A 14,859-nucleotide genomic window follows, 5' to 3' on the forward strand; every position below is an offset into this window, starting at 1 on the left:
TGTCGATTTAGTTATGATTGTTTTTGATTGATAGATCAAATGTATTGTGCGAATTTGAAAATCTTAATTAAAAATGACTGAGTTGTCATTTTTTAAGACTCAATCGTCATTCACTTCGATATTAACACCATCCTCATCATTAATCTTAATACTAACATCTGGTTTATCTTCATTTTTGCTCGATTTGTCTTCTGACTCATCTTCATTCACATCAATTGCACAATCCAAGCACTCGGTGCCATTTTCAATTATTTTTAAATATTGTTCTTCCATCCCGTTATCTAAAATATCATTGTAGTAACTAGAATTTCTATGGAAACTGTATGTGTTATCATCTGCATAAATTACTGTTCCCTCCGGTAGATAAAGTATCACCATTACTTCTTGGTCACTAAACTTGTTTTCAATATCTGTGGTCAGAATTGCACTCAAATCTAATCTGCCATCTTCAAGAGTAAAATTGTAATTAATGTTCTCTGCTCTTTCTCTAGCAATTTCATAGCTACTCCCACTTGCTTGTTTTTCTATTACAAGAGATGCTAATGAATCTTTTGTAGAACGCACTACCAATCTTATGTCAGAGGATTTTATATAACGTCCATCTTCGTCTTCAATAAGATCATAGTTGTTAGACCGTCTATAGACATAACCATTATAACTATCATTGTTAACCATGGTAATTCTTAGGGTATCGTTAGAAGTTACATCTAATTGTTCTTTAACAGTAAACTTTGCGTCAAAGGCATGCTCGGTTGCTTGTTTTACACCTGTAATTATTAGTCCTATAATAGAAATTAACCAAATACCTAATAATGTAAATTTTGCCACATTACCTATAGATTTTAAGTTATTCACTAAGATTTTTAAACCTAAGTAGAATACGAAAAAGAACGGAATACCAATTGCAAAGAACAATAACATGGACATTAGCCATAATGGAATATTTGCAGCGTTTGCAGCGTCAATGAAATCCATGCCAGGATAATGAACCGCATCCGTCACTCCAACGGTGAAAAAGGCTACTATTAGACTTATTAGTGTACTAATACCAACAATAATTAGTATAACACCAATAAATTTTGCGATTACCTTTAAGAAAAATAGGATTATAGATCCAAGAGTATCAAAAAAATTCTGGGAACTCGATTTTAATCTATTGCCTTGTTTTTGAAAATCAACATTTTTAACGGTTTCCGAAATGTTATCTGAAACCGAATCGAAACCATCTTTTAGTTTTTCACCCTGTTTTTTTAAATCTACATTTCTTACTTTATCGGAGACGGTATCAATACCGTCTTTAATTTTTTTTTCAATATTGGTGATGTTTACGGGATCACCTGTCATTGTTAGCTTTTCGGCAGTGGTAACGGCCTCTGGAACTAAAGCCCAAAAAATCAAATATATAAGAATAAAGGTACCTCCAGAACCTATGGTTAGTAAAATCCAAAGTAAACGCATCCAAATAGTATCAATACCAAAATAATGACTTAAACCCGCAGCGACACCGCCAATGTAAGAGTTGTCCGTGTCCCTAAATAGTTTTTTTACAGCCCTATTATCGTAAGAAGGTCTTGGTTGAGGTTCGTCTTCAAAGATTTCGTCGTCTACCAAATAATCTTCTGGTTGACCCATAATGGCAATAACTTCGTCTACAAGTTTAATTCCAACAACTTGTTTTTCGTTTTGTATGCGCTCTGCAAATAATTCCGCAATACGTGCTTCTATGTCTGAAATTATTTCCGAACGACCTTGAGAGTCTGTAAATGAACGTTTTATAGCCTCAAGATAGCGTGATAATTTAAGATATGCATCTTCATCTATATGGAAGAATATACCTGCTAAATTTATATTGACTGTTTTATTCATTTTTTCTTTGTTTTTGTACTTGTTACTAGATTAACTGCATTTTGTAATTCACTCCAAGTAGTGTTTAATTCATTTAGAAACAATTTACCTGTTTCTGTAAGACCGTAATATTTTCTTGGCGGTCCAGATGTGGATTCTTCCCAACGGTAGTTGAGCAATCCAGCATTTTTCAATCGTGTGAGTAGAGGATAAATTGTTCCTTCTACTACCAGCATTTTTGCATCTTTAAGTGTGCTCAGAATCTCTGCAACATAGGCATCGTCATCTTTAAGAATAGATAAGATGCAATATTCTAGAACACCTTTACGCATTTGTGCTTTTGTGTTTTCTATTTTCATGTGTGTCTTCTATTTAAATTTAAGGTCACATGCTGATCGCGCATGAGTTCTTAGGTTAATAACTAAATTCTTCTTGTGCGCTCGTGTCATATTAATAGTGTCTTAAATTCGATTAAACTGTCCATTTTTTGATTGATTATGATGATCTGTAATTTATTTTAAAAAATTAATGGTTAAGGGGTACTTATATAGCTTACCATCTCTGGCTGTTAGACTTGCCTTCACGATCAATGCCAACTCAATTATAAAAGCAATAACGGCCAAGACACCTAGTCCGCCTCCTATATATAGTAGAGGAGAAGGCTCTCCAATATTGATGTGGAAATTATTGAAGCCGCGAAAATCAAATACGCTCATGCCATCAAATAATTTGAAAATAAAAAATGGGACACTTATTGTACCTATTATTATTGCATAAAGCAATATGCTAATTTGAAAATTAATAGCCTGTTTACCATGCTGATCTACAAAATCTGATTTCTCCTTATTGGCTGCCCATAATAGTATAGGTCCAATAAAGTTTCCAAACGGAATTACAAATCTCGAAAAGGTTGAAAGATGTATAAACGTTGCTAAATTTTTATGGTGGTTTGCTATCATTTTAAAAAGTATATAATAGTTTCTTATACAAATATATGTCTTTTAAAAGGTATTATGTTACGCATAGTACTAAAAATTAACAAAATATTAACATTGGTGCGATTAGGATATTTGGGTTATTTTAGAGCCAATGTTAATGCACACTAATGAAAATTACGCCAACAAAACTCAACACATTCTTACTTTTTAAATTACCATCTGCTTACTTAACAGGAGTCAGAACCAAATCAATTACGGATTCAACGTGTGTTGTCTCGGTGAAGCATCGTTGGATTAACCAGAATCCTTTCAAGTCAATGTTTTGGGCCGTTCAAGGTATGGCGGCAGAGCTTAGTACTGGAGCTTTAGTAATGAAAAAAATCAAAGAAAGTGGCAAAAATATTTCAATGCTGGTTGCAAATAATAATGCTACGTTTACAAAAAAGGCCACAGGCAGGATTATATTTACCTGTGAAGATGGACTTAAAATTAATGAGGCTATAGCTAAAGCAATAGAGACTGGTGAAGGACAAACAGTTTGGTTAAATGCTAATGGTGTAAATGATGCAGGAATTGAAGTATCCTCATTTAATTTTGAATGGACAATCAAGGTTAAAACATAAAGTGTGTAACAAAATAAAAGTTATTCCAACTTATAGACTGAATCAATCATTTAATAAAAAATCAAATGGAACAATTACCCGACTTTACAGATAGAAATGCCCACGAGATCGATTATCGCATTTATGGCGAAGAAATGCAATACGTTGAGATTGAGTTAGATCCTCAAGAAGCTGTAATTGCAGAATCCGGTAGCTTCATGATGATGGACGATGGTATAAAAATGGATACCATATTTGGAGATGGCTCTAAAAAAGATAAAGGCTTTTTGGGCAAGATACTTGGTGCAGGGAAGCGCATACTAACTGGGGAAAGTCTATTCATGACGGCTTTTTATAATGATCTTACAGGAAAACGTAACGTTTCTTTTGCTTCACCTTATCCTGGTAAAATTATCCCAATTGATTTAACAGGATATGGCGGTAAGTTTATTTGCCAAAAGGATGCCTTTTTGTGCGCTGCAAAAGGTGTTAGTGTTGGTATTGAGTTTTCAAAAAAGCTTGGACGCGGTTTGTTTGGCGGTGAGGGATTTATAATGCAAAAACTCGAAGGAGACGGTATGGCCTTTGTACACGCTGGCGGAACTATGGCAGAAAAGACATTGCAACCAGGCGAAACATTGCGTGTTGACACAGGTTGTATAGTTGGTTTCACACAAGATGTGGACTACGATATTGAATTTGTTGGAGGTATCAAAAACTCAATATTTGGAGGAGAAGGGTTATTCTTTGCCAAATTAAGAGGTCCTGGAAAAGTTTACATTCAATCTTTGCCATTTAGTCGCTTAGCAAATAGGATTATTGCATCTGCACCACGAGCTGGTGGAAAGGATAGAGGAGAGGGCAGTATCTTAGGAGGACTGGGCGATTTGTTAGATGGAGATAATCGATTTTAGATTAATGTAATATAACGACAGTCAAAAGATTGTCCTGTAAGAAATGTCTTTTTATTAATAAGATTATAATCGGATAAAGATAACATTTAACATAAAAAGCTGTTAAACAATAAAAATCAAATAGTTTTTTTTCTAAATTTAAAATATAATTTGATCCAGTAGCCTATAGAAAAAATCTACGTTATTGTTTAATTTTAAACCCCAAAATGCATATGGCTAGAGCAATGTATGAGTATACCAAAACTGTACTAAATAAAGTAAGTTTTGATGTTACATTATTCTGTAAGGAGGTTCAAAAAGCGGTTAGACGATTACTCCCGCACGAACTAGAAGATTTAAAGGTTTTTATAGAATCCTTAATCAATCAAAATCCAGAATTAAACCAATGTTTAATTTATTTAAAAGCATAAAAGAAAGCGACTCACCCGTCGCTTTTTTTATTTTGACAGTGGGCTTATAATTTCGACATTTTGAAAGGCAATTGCTCCTCTAACTACTCCTGAAATTACATTATATAAGGCATCAATAATTTGCATTTTCAGTTCACTCTTATGATAAATTATACTTACCTCTCTTGCCGGAGAAGGTTCTTTGAAATGTCTCAAATTTGGATTTAATTTCTCTTTAACATCCAAAGTATGTAAGTAGGGTAAAAGTGTCATGCCCAATCCTTCATTAGACAATTTAATCAATGTTTCTATACTGCCACTTTCTAGCTGAAAATTATCATCTATATGATCTTTAAAGGATTTGCATAGATTTATCACGCCTTCTCTAAAACAATGCCCATCCTCTAAAAGAAGCATATCATCAATATCCAAATCAGAGACTTCGATGTTTTTTTTATCTCGTAGTCTATGATTGGTTGGTACGTAAGCTACAAAAGGTTCGTAATAAAGCACACGTTCTTTTATGTTGTCACTTTCTAAGGGCGTTGCAGCAATTGCTGCGTCCAGGTGACCGTCACTTATTCGAGACAGGATTTCCTCTGTGTTAAGCTCCTCTATCTTAAGTTTTACCTTTGGATATTTTTTAATAAAGTTTTGCAAGAACATAGGTAATAATGTAGGCATAATAGTAGGTATAATACCCAATCTAAATTCGCCTCCAATAAATCCTTTTTGTTGATCTACTATATCTTGTATCCTATCCGCTTCATTAACGATATTTCTTGCCTGAAATACAATCTTTCTGCCAACTTCTGTTAATTCAATTGGTTTTTTGCTTCTATCAAAAATCACAACATCAAGTTCGTCTTCGAGTTTCTGAATTTGGGTACTAAGTGTTGGCTGTGTTACGTAGCACTTTTCAGCTGCCTTGGTAAAGTTTTGGTGCTCTGCAATGGCAAGGGCATATTTAAGTTGTGTGATAGTCATTAATATTAATTTAGACTATAAAAATATATAAACTATTAATAAAATCTATAGTAATTAAGCTATAATTAACTCGTAACTTTGTGATAATAAAATACATAACTTATGAAATTAAATAGTATTGGTCTTGAGACCGTTAAAACTCAAGAATTAGCAGCAGAATTAAACAAACTTTTGGCTAATTTTCAGGTATATTATCAAAACTTAAGAGGAATTCACTGGAATATTAAAGGTAAGACATTCTTTGATTTACATACAAAATTTGAAGAATTGTATACTGATGCAAATATTAAAGTCGATGAAATAGCAGAACGTATTCTAACACTTGGAGAAGTGCCTCTGCACACATTTGATGATTACTCAAAAGCAGCAAAGGTTCCTGTTGGAAAAAATATTTCTAAAGACGAAAATGCAGTGCGATTAATCGTAGATTCCTTAACCGAGTTATTGAAAATTGAGCGTTCTATCTTGCACGCATCAGACGCGGCAAATGATGAAGGAACTAATGCAATGATGAGTGATTTCATTACCGAACAAGAGAAAACAGTTTGGATGATGAAAGCGTGGTTAGGAGAAACAGTATAATAGAAATTATAAAAAGCCAGCAATTAGCTGGCTTTTTATTGTTAATTGATTGATGTAACGTTGATGCTTTAAAATCTTATGTACAATTCCAAATCTTCATTTTCTACTTTAAATTTAGCATCATCATATTGTGGTGGTCCAAAAGACATAACGTTATTTGATGTTCCAAATCCTTCTAGAGGCATACCGTTTTCTCTATAATCCATTCGACCATTTTCGTTTACATCGTGTAATCCTATAATGGCATATTCGCCAGGTTGCACGTTTTTAAATGTTACAACAACTTTACCTGCTTCAATAGTACTTTCGGTATTCATAACACCTTCACCGCGCATAAATGTTTCTTTGGTGTGTAAAGCAAAGGCAGCGATACCCTTATCACTTGTTAAATTATCTACTGTAATAGTAATTGTTATGCCTTCAACTTGTGAGTAGCTAAATAGTGTTGTTAATCCTAAAACGAATGTTAAAAATAACTTTTTCATGATATAATATTTAATGGTTAATGATTGATGATTCAAAATTCCATCAATTAAGGTATTATTTGTAATTATAATTACCGAATTGTTGAAAAGTGAAGACGAATCGTAGAAAACTATTACAACAAGCCTCTGGCTTTAATTTCTAGATACTTGTTAATGGTATTAATTGTAAGATTCTCAGGAGGTGTTAGAATGGTCTGTATACCATGTTTTTGCAATTCTTTGACCATAAGACGTTTTTCAAAAGCAAACTTTTCTGCAATTGTCTTGTGATAAATAGACTGTAAATCTTCTGCATTTAATTTTAGGATATTATCTAGCTCTGTATTTTCAAATAAAATTACCACTAGCAGGTGCTTTTTCGAAATAGCCTGCAGGTAAGGCATTTGCCGTTTTAATGCACTTATATGTTCAAAATTGGTATAGAGAAGAATTAAACTGCGGTGTGTTACCTTTCGTTTTAATTGGGCATACAATAAGCTAAAATCACTATCGCTAAATTTGGTGTCAATGTTATATAATGCTTCAAGTATTTTATTGAGATAGCTAATTTTATGTATGGCTGGTAAAAAGGCTTCAATCTTCTTTGAAAAACTAATCATGCCTACCTTATCATGTTTTTTAAGGGCTACATTGCTAAAGGCCAAGGTTGAATTAATAGCGTAATCAAGTAATTTTAATCCATTAAACGGCATCTTCATAACCCTTCCTGTATCGATGATTGAATAAATTGGCTGGGATTTTTCATCCTGATATTGGTTTACCATTAGTTCCCCATGCTTTGCTGTGGCTTTCCAATTGACAGTTCTAAAATCGTCACCTAAAACATACTCTTTGATTTGCTCAAATTCTGAAGTATGACCGATACGTCTAATTTTTTTGAGACCAATTTGTGTAAGGGAGTTGCTAATTGCCAAAAAGTCATATTTCTGCATTTGCATAATAGATGGGTAAACCATAACTAATTGCTCATTTTGAAATCTATATCTACGCTTAATTACTTTGAGCAAAGAGGATGTAAAAATATTAAGATGGCCAAAATAGTATTCACCACGATCTACAGGCCTTACTTGATACTCAAAATTATAGATTTCATTTGGTTTTAAATTTACTTGAAGTAAAAAGTCGCGTTTTTGAAATTGTAAAGGTAGCTCATCAATAACTTCTATAAATACTTTAAAACCATACAAATTATTAATAGTAATAGGAACGGGATTATTATCGCTATTCGAAAACTTATCGGGCAAAAGTCGTCTAGCGTCAATACCCTGTTTGTGACCATATAGGATAATCAAATCTATGAGTAATACTACTGCTATAATCGTCACAAGTATCCATGATAATGAATAAAGTGAAGGAAACCAATAAGACATTAAAAAACAGACAGCAATGATAGCTATATAAATATAGAATTGTTTATGAATGTATAATGACCTCAGGAATTTCATGTTTATTATCTAGGAACTTCTACAGACTGAACAATCATTTCAATGACATTTTCTGCAATCATACCCTCCATTTCCCGTTCTGGAGTAAGTATAACTCTGTGATTTAATACAGGATTAAGTGCTTTTTTCACATCTTCAGGAATAACAAAATCTCTTCCATTTATCGCAGCAAAGGCCTTTGAGGTATTCAATATTGCAATTGAAGCTCGTGGTGAACCGCCTAAATAGAGATGCGGATGATTGCGCGTTTTTGAAACAATCTCTGCTATGTATTTTATAATTTTTTCTTCAACAACTATAGATTGGGTTTTAGCCTTATAATCAGCTAGCGATTTTGTGTCTAAAACAGGATTAATCAACATTTGAGGTGCCTGACCTTTCCGTTCATGATGGGTTGAAATTATTTTGATTTCATCTTCTAATGATGGATAATCTACTTTGATTTTAAAAATGAATCGATCTAATTGCGCCTCAGGTAGTGCGTAGGTCCCTTCTTGTTCAATAGGGTTTTGAGTTGCCAAAACCATAAAGGGATTTTCAAATTTATAGGTTATCCCATCAATACTTGCCTGTCGTTCTTCCATGGTTTCAAATAAGGCGGCCTGTGTTTTTGCTGGAGCCCTATTAATTTCATCAATCAATACAATATTTGAAAAAATTGGACCTTTTTTAAATTCGAAATCCGATGTTCTCATATTTAAAACCGAGGTGCCTAATACATCACTTGGCATCAAGTCTGGTGTAAATTGTATGCGGCTAAAATCTGTTTTTAAAACTTTGGCAAATAGTTTTGCTGTTACGGTTTTAGCTATTCCTGGAACCCCTTCTATAAGAACATGGCCGTCTGCGAGAAGCGCAACTATAAGTAGCTCTACAAAACTGTCTTGTCCAATAATTACTTTGCGCAGTTCGGCCTTAATTTGGTCTACGGCTTCGCGTAAATCGTCAAGGGGAATTCTATTGTCAAAATTTAAGTCGCTTTTTACTTCTTCGTTTTCCATTGGTTATGGGATTTAAAATTTTCTATTAAGGTATTTAAACGCTCTAATTCAATAGTATTAATCTGTGATTTTTTATTCAAGTTATTCATATAATTAAAAAGTGCCCGTGTGTCCTCAATACTGTTATTGCTCCTTGAAGCAAGGTTTTTTATGAATGCTTCATTTAATTCTGACGTATTTAGATAATGGCTATTTCTAATATATTCCAGAAAATGTTGAATCTTATGATGAGCAATATCTTTGTGTTTACCGTTTTCGTAATACATATTAGAAATGGTCCTTGTAAACGCTACGGTTTGATTTGTGAGTTGTTTTGCCACAGGTATTGCACGTTGTTTGCGCTTGCCTTCAAATAGTATATAAATTAAAACACCAACGAGTACGGTGTAATATGCCCATTTAAGGGATTTTGTATTTAAAAATAAATACATGGGCGAGGTGTAGAACTTTTTACCATCTTTATAATATCTATCCAGGAAAATAGGCTCAGTCATATTTAAGTAAGACAATAAACCAGCTGTGTAGTTTTGGTTTGGAGAATTTAATATGAAATAATTTGTAAATGCTTGAGGAAAAGTACTTAGAATGATTTGCCCCTCGCCAAAGGGTTGCTTGATTATATTTATTAGCGAATCTTGAACGGTTTTATTTTCACCATGAAATTTGTCTATAAACCCTAACACTTGAGTTTGAGATGTATCAATTTTATTGAAATGAAAGAAGGTGTTTGGTCTATCAAATTTGTAAGCTACCGAATTATTTAGATATGGGTTTACCAATTGCACTTGGTATTCGTTATTAAAATTATCAACCGTGTTAACTGATTTAGTTCTAAGATGCAGTGTGTCCAGCAGGGCTTTCTCAAAGTCTGTAGCTGCAACCAATAACGTATTGCCTTTATCAACCCAATTTAAAATGCGTTCTAATTCGTCTTCACCAAAGTTTATACCTCCATTATAAAACAGATATGATCCATTTACTGAATCGTTCTTGAGAAATTCAAATGGTGGCCGCTCCACAAGGTTGAGGCTATCGGCCAAACGTTGTAACTGGTCTTTAAAAACAATTGACCCAAAAGGAATTTTATGATGTATGGCATAAGACGGAAACCAATTTAGTTCCTTGGGCTTGGTCATCTCCAAAACCACTATTGATAAAATGGTTATAAGTACTAGTGCAATATATATTTTACCCTTTATACTCAATGTTTTATTAATGTTTTATTCAGGTTTTCAAAGGGCTGTTTTAAGGCTTCAAATTTTAAAGCGTTTACACCAAATTCGCCATACCAAACGTAGTCGTATATGCGTGTAATGTTTTTGAAACTGTCCTTTATTTCATTCTTCTTAATTTCTTTTATGTAATCTTCATTTGTTTTTTGAGGCGCCCAATTTATTGTTCCGTTATCTGTAAGGTATTTAAGTGTTAGTAAATAATAATAGCGTATGGCTAGTCTGTAATTTTTTTGCTGAATTGCTTCACTAATCAATGCTGGGATATCTTCGTTTTTGATTATCTGTTCTTCTTCAGTAATTGTAATATTACCTTGTTCTTTTGTATGCAGCAGCAATCTATTTGAATTTACTTTTAAGAAGAACCGTATTAATAAATACATTAAAAAGCCAAGCAGGATATAAGGCAATATTCGAAAAATAAAATAGAGGAAACCAGATGCTGTACCAACACCAAATATAGATTCCCAGAACTTTCTTAGCAGATTTCTAAACCAGCGGTAAGCGCGATCCAAAAAGGTTTCTTCAGCTTCAAATTCTACATAATTGAAGTCTTTATCAGCTTTATAAGTTTCAAGATTTTCCTCTGTGATTTGCTGTCTTTCAATCTGGCTGTCGTCAAATATCACAGTCTGTTGGTCATTTTGTGCATGGATTACAGGCACAAAAAGCATTAAGAAGCTCAGAAAAATCTTAAGCACCTGCATCTATTCTTCTATTTTGCCGATTTCATTAATGCGTTCGTAGGTACCGGTAAAACTGGTTTTTTCATGTAAGTGGAAATAAATAGCAGCGCCACCAATCACTAAGATAACATTTAACAATACTTGAACAAAAGCTTGCAGAACACTCAGAACAATTAATATTGGGTCCCTTGAAAATTCATTTATGTTAGCTGGGTCGATCTCACCAGAAAAAATTCCAGTACTAATCATTGCGTAAATAGAACTTGGTAATGCAAATACTACTATAATTATGTAATAAATAATAAAAAGGACTATGTAAGAACCCCAAGCTGTCCAGAAATCTGCATTAACCAAATAAAAACTCTTACTGTAAGCATCTGTAACTGAATTTTCAGTTTCAAAAACATAAAGACTAAAAACTACTGCCATAGGAACCATTGCATAGAACACCGGTAACACGCATAGCATGGTTGCAAAAAAGAGTGTAATTACCTTTAAAACACCTAGTCCAAAAAAAGCACCAATTGCCTTATAGGTGTTGCCTTTTATTTCTTCATAGTCTACTACACCCTTATTATCAATATAGGATTTAATATAGTATAGAACGGTCCCGCCTATAAGAATGTATGTTGCAATTGCAGAAATGGCATATACGAAAAAGGCCAAAATGGAAATGGCCAAACTGCCAGAATTAACTTCTGGATTTCCAACGGAGGTTATATTAAAAATATCGCCTGCAACATAGTTATATACAGCAAGTGACAAAAGATATACCAATATAGCCGGTCCTGCTATAGTTATTACCATCTTCATTAATGGCTTAAATTCATTTCGTATAAATCCAAATGTATCAGTAAGGATACCACTGAAATCGCTTTGTTTTCTAAATTCGATAAATTTTCTGTTCATATTGGTCGGATTTGAGTTTTTTAACATAGACAAAATAAACTGCTATGCGTTTTCGCTCTTTAATTTGTTATGGAGTTTTATGGGATAGTAAACATAATAAAACAAAATCAGTACCAAAGAACTACTAATAATTACAATAGCTAACCAGTCTGGCATTTCTGTATGTCTTGTTACAAATCCCTCTAGGAAGCCTGCAATGATAAAAAAGGGTATCGTACTCATTAAAATTTTAAGCCCGTTTAGTACACCACGTTTAAATGAGGCCAATCTAGGTAGTGTTCCTGTAAAGAGCATGCCGTTGCCCATAACGAGACCAGCACAACCTGCTATGATAATAACCGAGATTTCGATGGTGCCATGTATCCAAATAGTTCTTGCAGATTCCCAAAGCAAACCTTGGTCATAAAAGAAATACTGAAAACTACCGAGCATAATACCATTTTGCATCATGATGTACAGTGTGCCAACACCAAATAAAATACCATAGCCAAAAGCAAAAAGTGCAACCTTGATATTGTTTAAGGTAATACCCAAAAACATGTTGAATTCGCCTTGTTTTTTATACACGGCCATAGGATCTCCTTTTTCTATATTGTCTAAGGTCATATTTACATAACCATCGCCTAAGAATGAACGAACAAAATCGCCTTCATTGGCAGCAGAAAATACACCAACGAGGACAAAAAATGTAAATGTCAAAAATGCGATAAGTAGTTCTCTGTGATGTTGGTAAAACATCAACGGAAATTCTGTTTTAAAAAAAGAGAATAGTCTATTTTTGGGTTCCTTTTTTGTCTTGTAAATTAATTGATGAGCCTGTGATGCTAATTGGTTAAGATAACGCTCTGTATTACTGTTTTTATAGAACGTTTTAGCGTAACTTAAATGATCCGTAACTTCAATATAAAGGTCTGAAAGTAAATCGGGATCTATGGTAGTTTTATTTTTTAGAATGCTTTCAAATTCTATCCATTTATCCTTATTTTGCTTCACAAAAGCCGCCTCGCGCATATACAAACCTTTAGCTTTCAAAGAAAAGAAAATATGGATGAATTTCAAATAGAAACGGCTCAAAATGTAGGCATAAACCAAAACGTTGCCAATATAGGAGATCGTATGCTTGGATACCTTATAGATAGTGCGGTTATACTATTTTATGTCATCGCTTCCATATTGCTTTTGGTTGCCTTAGATTTGGATATGGGAGATGCATGGGCCGTCTATCTTTTGGTAAACCTACCTGCTTTTTTATACTATGTGCTTTTAGAAACTTTTTGGGATGGTAAAACTTTGGGAAAGAGTGCCATGCAAACGCGTGTAGTTAAGTTGGATGGGTCTAAACCAAGTTTTGCTAATTATTTTGTGAGATGGATATTGCGTATTGTAGATGTTGTGCTCACTTCAGGAGGTGCGGCTGTTCTAACAATTCTAATAAAGGGAAATGGTCAGCGTATAGGTGATATAGCTGCAGGTACAACCGTTATTAGCGAAAAACGAAAAGTAACGATTCACGATACTATTTTAAAGGAAATACCGGCAGATTATGTACCTTCCTACAGTCAGGTTACTGTGCTAAATGACGCAGATATTCAAAAAGTTAAAAATCTTTACGAGGATGCTGTACGAAATGGAAACCATAACGTTATTTTGAATTTACACAATAGACTTGTCAAAGTTATGGCGGTAGAACCTAAGGAAAAACCTTTAGATTTTATTGCCAAAGTCCTAAAAGACTATAATTATTATACCCAGAACATGTAATGTTTTTTGAAGTAGTAGATATATTAGGAACAATAGCTTTTGCCATATCTGGTGTATTGGTAGCTATGAGTAAGCGTATGGATGCCTTTGGTGTTATTATAATTGCCTTTGTTACAGCAGTAGGAGGTGGTACCCTTAGGGATATTATGGTGGGTGTAGAGCCTGTTTCTTGGATGCAGAATATAACCTATGTTTATGTTATTGTTGGATCAACAATTTTTGCGGTGGTTTTTAGAAATCAATTAAAGCACTTAAGGCGGTCGTTATTTTTGTTTGATACTATTGGAATTGGCCTCTACACGGTTGTTGGAATTGAAACTGGTATTGTGGCAGGATTACATCCTTTAATTTGTATTGCTCTGGGAACCATGACTGCCTGCTTTGGAGGTGTAATTAGAGATATACTAAGTAATGAGATTCCAGTAATTTTTAGAAAGGAAATCTATGCTACGGCGTGTATTATAGGAGGTTTTACCTATTTTTTATTACGCGAATTTTTAGAAGACAGAAATTATTTATTTGTTATTGCAGGTGTGGTGGTTATTCTGTTGCGTCTATTAGCTGTGATATTCAAAATAAGCCTTCCTAGTCTATATAAGCATGAAAGCCAATAGGCTTATTATTCGGTTTTCTCTTCAAAATCTACTTTGACTGTACAATCCTTGTTAGTATCAAAATACATAACCTGATTTTTTAAAAGAAGAATTCTCTTTTTCTCCATTGGTTTTATCGGAATAATCTCAATAATTTCTTCTTTAATCTGTATACGAATCTCAAATCCATTCTTGCCCATATTTTCTACAATAGCATAAGAATCTTTCCCTAAGTAAGGATTAATGGCGCCGTCTTGCCCAGGACCTTTACCTGTTATACACATACTTTGGGAAGAATCTAATTCTAATATCAAAGGTTCTTGAGCTGTGGATAAAGAAACACTTAAAAGGGTAAATAGTGAAAATAAAACAGATTTCATAATGTTAATAGTGTTACGGTTATTACTCTATATATACGTATCTAAAGCATTTGGATTTGACATTAACAATAGTTTTTGTTTTTAAATCAAGTCCTTAAAGTAGTTTTTGC

At 33.6% G+C, this 14,859-nt stretch carries 18 protein-coding genes; 6 read left to right on the forward strand and 12 right to left on the reverse strand.

What is annotated here, in order from left to right; genetic code table 11:
* Positions 1-99: 99 nt before the first annotated feature.
* From LBU54_RS06830 to LBU54_RS06840, 3 genes are all read right to left on the reverse strand, one after another.
* Positions 100-1,866 carry a PspC domain-containing protein gene (locus tag LBU54_RS06830; RefSeq protein WP_224527625.1) on the reverse strand — a complete coding sequence of 589 codons (1,767 nt, stop codon included), beginning with the start codon at positions 1,864-1,866 and terminating at the stop codon, positions 100-102.
* On the reverse strand, positions 1,863-2,204 hold the full coding sequence (locus LBU54_RS06835; RefSeq protein WP_224527627.1) for a PadR family transcriptional regulator: 342 nt from the start codon (positions 2,202-2,204) through the stop codon (positions 1,863-1,865). The genes LBU54_RS06830 and LBU54_RS06835 overlap by 4 nt, the downstream gene beginning before the upstream one ends.
* A 153-nt stretch (positions 2,205-2,357) precedes the next feature.
* On the reverse strand, positions 2,358-2,804 hold the full coding sequence (locus LBU54_RS06840; RefSeq protein ID WP_224527630.1) for a DUF4870 domain-containing protein: 447 nt from the start codon (positions 2,802-2,804) through the stop codon (positions 2,358-2,360).
* A 146-nt stretch (positions 2,805-2,950) separates the two neighbouring features.
* Between LBU54_RS06840 and LBU54_RS06845 the strand changes: the two genes are divergently transcribed.
* The 3 genes from LBU54_RS06845 (at position 2,951) to LBU54_RS06855 (ending at position 4,709) form a co-directional block, all read left to right on the forward strand.
* The gene (locus tag LBU54_RS06845; RefSeq protein WP_224527632.1) at positions 2,951-3,406 is read left to right on the forward strand and encodes a DUF4442 domain-containing protein; all 456 of its coding nucleotides are present in this window, start codon (positions 2,951-2,953) and stop codon (positions 3,404-3,406) included.
* A 65-nt stretch (positions 3,407-3,471) separates the two neighbouring features.
* Positions 3,472-4,299, forward strand: coding sequence for a TIGR00266 family protein (locus LBU54_RS06850; protein WP_224527634.1), 828 nt, complete (start codon positions 3,472-3,474; stop codon positions 4,297-4,299).
* 212 nt (positions 4,300-4,511) lie between these two features.
* A complete protein-coding gene (locus tag LBU54_RS06855; RefSeq protein WP_224527636.1) occupies positions 4,512-4,709 on the forward strand; it encodes a hypothetical protein in 198 nt (65 codons plus the stop codon).
* A 27-nt stretch (positions 4,710-4,736) separates the two neighbouring features.
* Here the strand turns inward: LBU54_RS06855 and LBU54_RS06860 are convergent, their stop codons facing one another.
* Positions 4,737-5,675, reverse strand: a complete 939-nt coding sequence (locus tag LBU54_RS06860; RefSeq protein WP_224527638.1) for a LysR family transcriptional regulator — start codon at positions 5,673-5,675, stop codon at positions 4,737-4,739.
* A 102-nt stretch (positions 5,676-5,777) separates the two neighbouring features.
* Between LBU54_RS06860 and LBU54_RS06865 the strand changes: the two genes are divergently transcribed.
* Complete coding sequence (locus LBU54_RS06865) at positions 5,778-6,257, forward strand: Dps family protein (protein ID WP_224527640.1); 480 nt, start codon at positions 5,778-5,780, stop codon at positions 6,255-6,257.
* Between the two features lie 68 nt (positions 6,258-6,325).
* Here LBU54_RS06865 and LBU54_RS06870 read toward each other — a convergent pair whose 3' ends face one another.
* The 7 genes from LBU54_RS06870 to LBU54_RS06900 all read right to left on the reverse strand — a co-directional run bounded on the left by LBU54_RS06870 (position 6,326) and on the right by LBU54_RS06900 (position 13,026).
* Positions 6,326-6,742: a DUF2141 domain-containing protein gene (locus LBU54_RS06870; RefSeq protein WP_224527642.1), complete on the reverse strand. Its 417-nt coding sequence runs from the start codon at positions 6,740-6,742 to the stop codon at positions 6,326-6,328.
* A 113-nt stretch (positions 6,743-6,855) separates the two neighbouring features.
* A complete protein-coding gene (locus LBU54_RS06875; RefSeq protein ID WP_224527644.1) occupies positions 6,856-8,187 on the reverse strand; it encodes a DUF58 domain-containing protein in 1,332 nt (443 codons plus the stop codon).
* A 5-nt stretch (positions 8,188-8,192) separates the two neighbouring features.
* Entirely contained in the window at positions 8,193-9,188 is a 996-nt protein-coding gene (locus LBU54_RS06880; RefSeq protein ID WP_224527647.1) for an AAA family ATPase, read from the reverse strand.
* Complete coding sequence (locus LBU54_RS06885) at positions 9,170-10,393, reverse strand: DUF4350 domain-containing protein (RefSeq protein WP_224527650.1); 1,224 nt, start codon at positions 10,391-10,393, stop codon at positions 9,170-9,172. The genes LBU54_RS06880 and LBU54_RS06885 overlap by 19 nt, the downstream gene beginning before the upstream one ends.
* Positions 10,390-11,127: a DUF4129 domain-containing protein gene (locus tag LBU54_RS06890; protein WP_224527653.1), complete on the reverse strand. Its 738-nt coding sequence runs from the start codon at positions 11,125-11,127 to the stop codon at positions 10,390-10,392. Before LBU54_RS06890 ends, LBU54_RS06885 begins: the two co-directional genes overlap by 4 nt.
* Complete coding sequence (locus tag LBU54_RS06895; protein ID WP_224527656.1) at positions 11,128-12,015, reverse strand: hypothetical protein; 888 nt, start codon at positions 12,013-12,015, stop codon at positions 11,128-11,130.
* Between the two features lie 42 nt (positions 12,016-12,057).
* Positions 12,058-13,026 (reverse strand): stage II sporulation protein M, encoded by a 969-nt coding sequence (locus tag LBU54_RS06900; RefSeq protein WP_224527659.1) that lies wholly within the window; start codon positions 13,024-13,026, stop codon positions 12,058-12,060.
* A 33-nt stretch (positions 13,027-13,059) separates the two neighbouring features.
* On the opposite strand from LBU54_RS06900, the gene LBU54_RS06905 reads away from it, so the two are divergent.
* Both LBU54_RS06905 and LBU54_RS06910 read left to right on the forward strand, forming a co-directional pair.
* Entirely contained in the window at positions 13,060-13,776 is a 717-nt protein-coding gene (locus tag LBU54_RS06905; protein WP_224527663.1) for an RDD family protein, read from the forward strand.
* Positions 13,776-14,390, forward strand: coding sequence for a trimeric intracellular cation channel family protein (locus LBU54_RS06910; RefSeq protein WP_224527666.1), 615 nt, complete (start codon positions 13,776-13,778; stop codon positions 14,388-14,390). Before LBU54_RS06905 ends, LBU54_RS06910 begins: the two co-directional genes overlap by 1 nt.
* Before the next feature lie 5 nt (positions 14,391-14,395).
* Here the strand turns inward: LBU54_RS06910 and LBU54_RS06915 are convergent, their stop codons facing one another.
* Entirely contained in the window at positions 14,396-14,749 is a 354-nt protein-coding gene (locus tag LBU54_RS06915) for a hypothetical protein (RefSeq protein WP_224527668.1), read from the reverse strand.
* Positions 14,750-14,859 lie beyond the last annotated feature (110 nt).

The organism is Winogradskyella alexanderae (assembly GCF_020166335.1).
Taxonomy (GTDB): domain Bacteria; phylum Bacteroidota; class Bacteroidia; order Flavobacteriales; family Flavobacteriaceae; genus Winogradskyella; species Winogradskyella alexanderae.

What these genes read in the sequence shown, in the direction of transcription:
- LBU54_RS06865 (WP_224527640.1), top strand. Translation starts at nt 5,778, where the DNA reads ATGAAATTAAATAGTATTGGTCTTGAGACCGTTAAAACTCAAGAATTA.
- LBU54_RS06860 (WP_224527638.1), bottom strand. Translation starts at nt 5,675, where the DNA reads ATGACTATCACACAACTTAAATATGCCCTTGCCATTGCAGAGCACCAA.
- LBU54_RS06905 (WP_224527663.1), top strand. Translation starts at nt 13,060, where the DNA reads ATGGATGAATTTCAAATAGAAACGGCTCAAAATGTAGGCATAAACCAA.
- LBU54_RS06830 (WP_224527625.1), bottom strand. Translation starts at nt 1,866, where the DNA reads ATGAATAAAACAGTCAATATAAATTTAGCAGGTATATTCTTCCATATA.
- LBU54_RS06845 (WP_224527632.1), top strand. Translation starts at nt 2,951, where the DNA reads ATGAAAATTACGCCAACAAAACTCAACACATTCTTACTTTTTAAATTA.
- LBU54_RS06895 (WP_224527656.1), bottom strand. Translation starts at nt 12,015, where the DNA reads ATGAACAGAAAATTTATCGAATTTAGAAAACAAAGCGATTTCAGTGGT.
- LBU54_RS06840 (WP_224527630.1), bottom strand. Translation starts at nt 2,804, where the DNA reads ATGATAGCAAACCACCATAAAAATTTAGCAACGTTTATACATCTTTCA.
- LBU54_RS06850 (WP_224527634.1), top strand. Translation starts at nt 3,472, where the DNA reads ATGGAACAATTACCCGACTTTACAGATAGAAATGCCCACGAGATCGAT.
- LBU54_RS06910 (WP_224527666.1), top strand. Translation starts at nt 13,776, where the DNA reads ATGTTTTTTGAAGTAGTAGATATATTAGGAACAATAGCTTTTGCCATA.
- LBU54_RS06890 (WP_224527653.1), bottom strand. Translation starts at nt 11,127, where the DNA reads ATGCAGGTGCTTAAGATTTTTCTGAGCTTCTTAATGCTTTTTGTGCCT.
- LBU54_RS06875 (WP_224527644.1), bottom strand. Translation starts at nt 8,187, where the DNA reads ATGAAATTCCTGAGGTCATTATACATTCATAAACAATTCTATATTTAT.
- LBU54_RS06900 (WP_224527659.1), bottom strand. Translation starts at nt 13,026, where the DNA reads ATGCGCGAGGCGGCTTTTGTGAAGCAAAATAAGGATAAATGGATAGAA.
- LBU54_RS06870 (WP_224527642.1), bottom strand. Translation starts at nt 6,742, where the DNA reads ATGAAAAAGTTATTTTTAACATTCGTTTTAGGATTAACAACACTATTT.
- LBU54_RS06880 (WP_224527647.1), bottom strand. Translation starts at nt 9,188, where the DNA reads ATGGAAAACGAAGAAGTAAAAAGCGACTTAAATTTTGACAATAGAATT.
- LBU54_RS06915 (WP_224527668.1), bottom strand. Translation starts at nt 14,749, where the DNA reads ATGAAATCTGTTTTATTTTCACTATTTACCCTTTTAAGTGTTTCTTTA.
- LBU54_RS06835 (WP_224527627.1), bottom strand. Translation starts at nt 2,204, where the DNA reads ATGAAAATAGAAAACACAAAAGCACAAATGCGTAAAGGTGTTCTAGAA.
- LBU54_RS06855 (WP_224527636.1), top strand. Translation starts at nt 4,512, where the DNA reads ATGGCTAGAGCAATGTATGAGTATACCAAAACTGTACTAAATAAAGTA.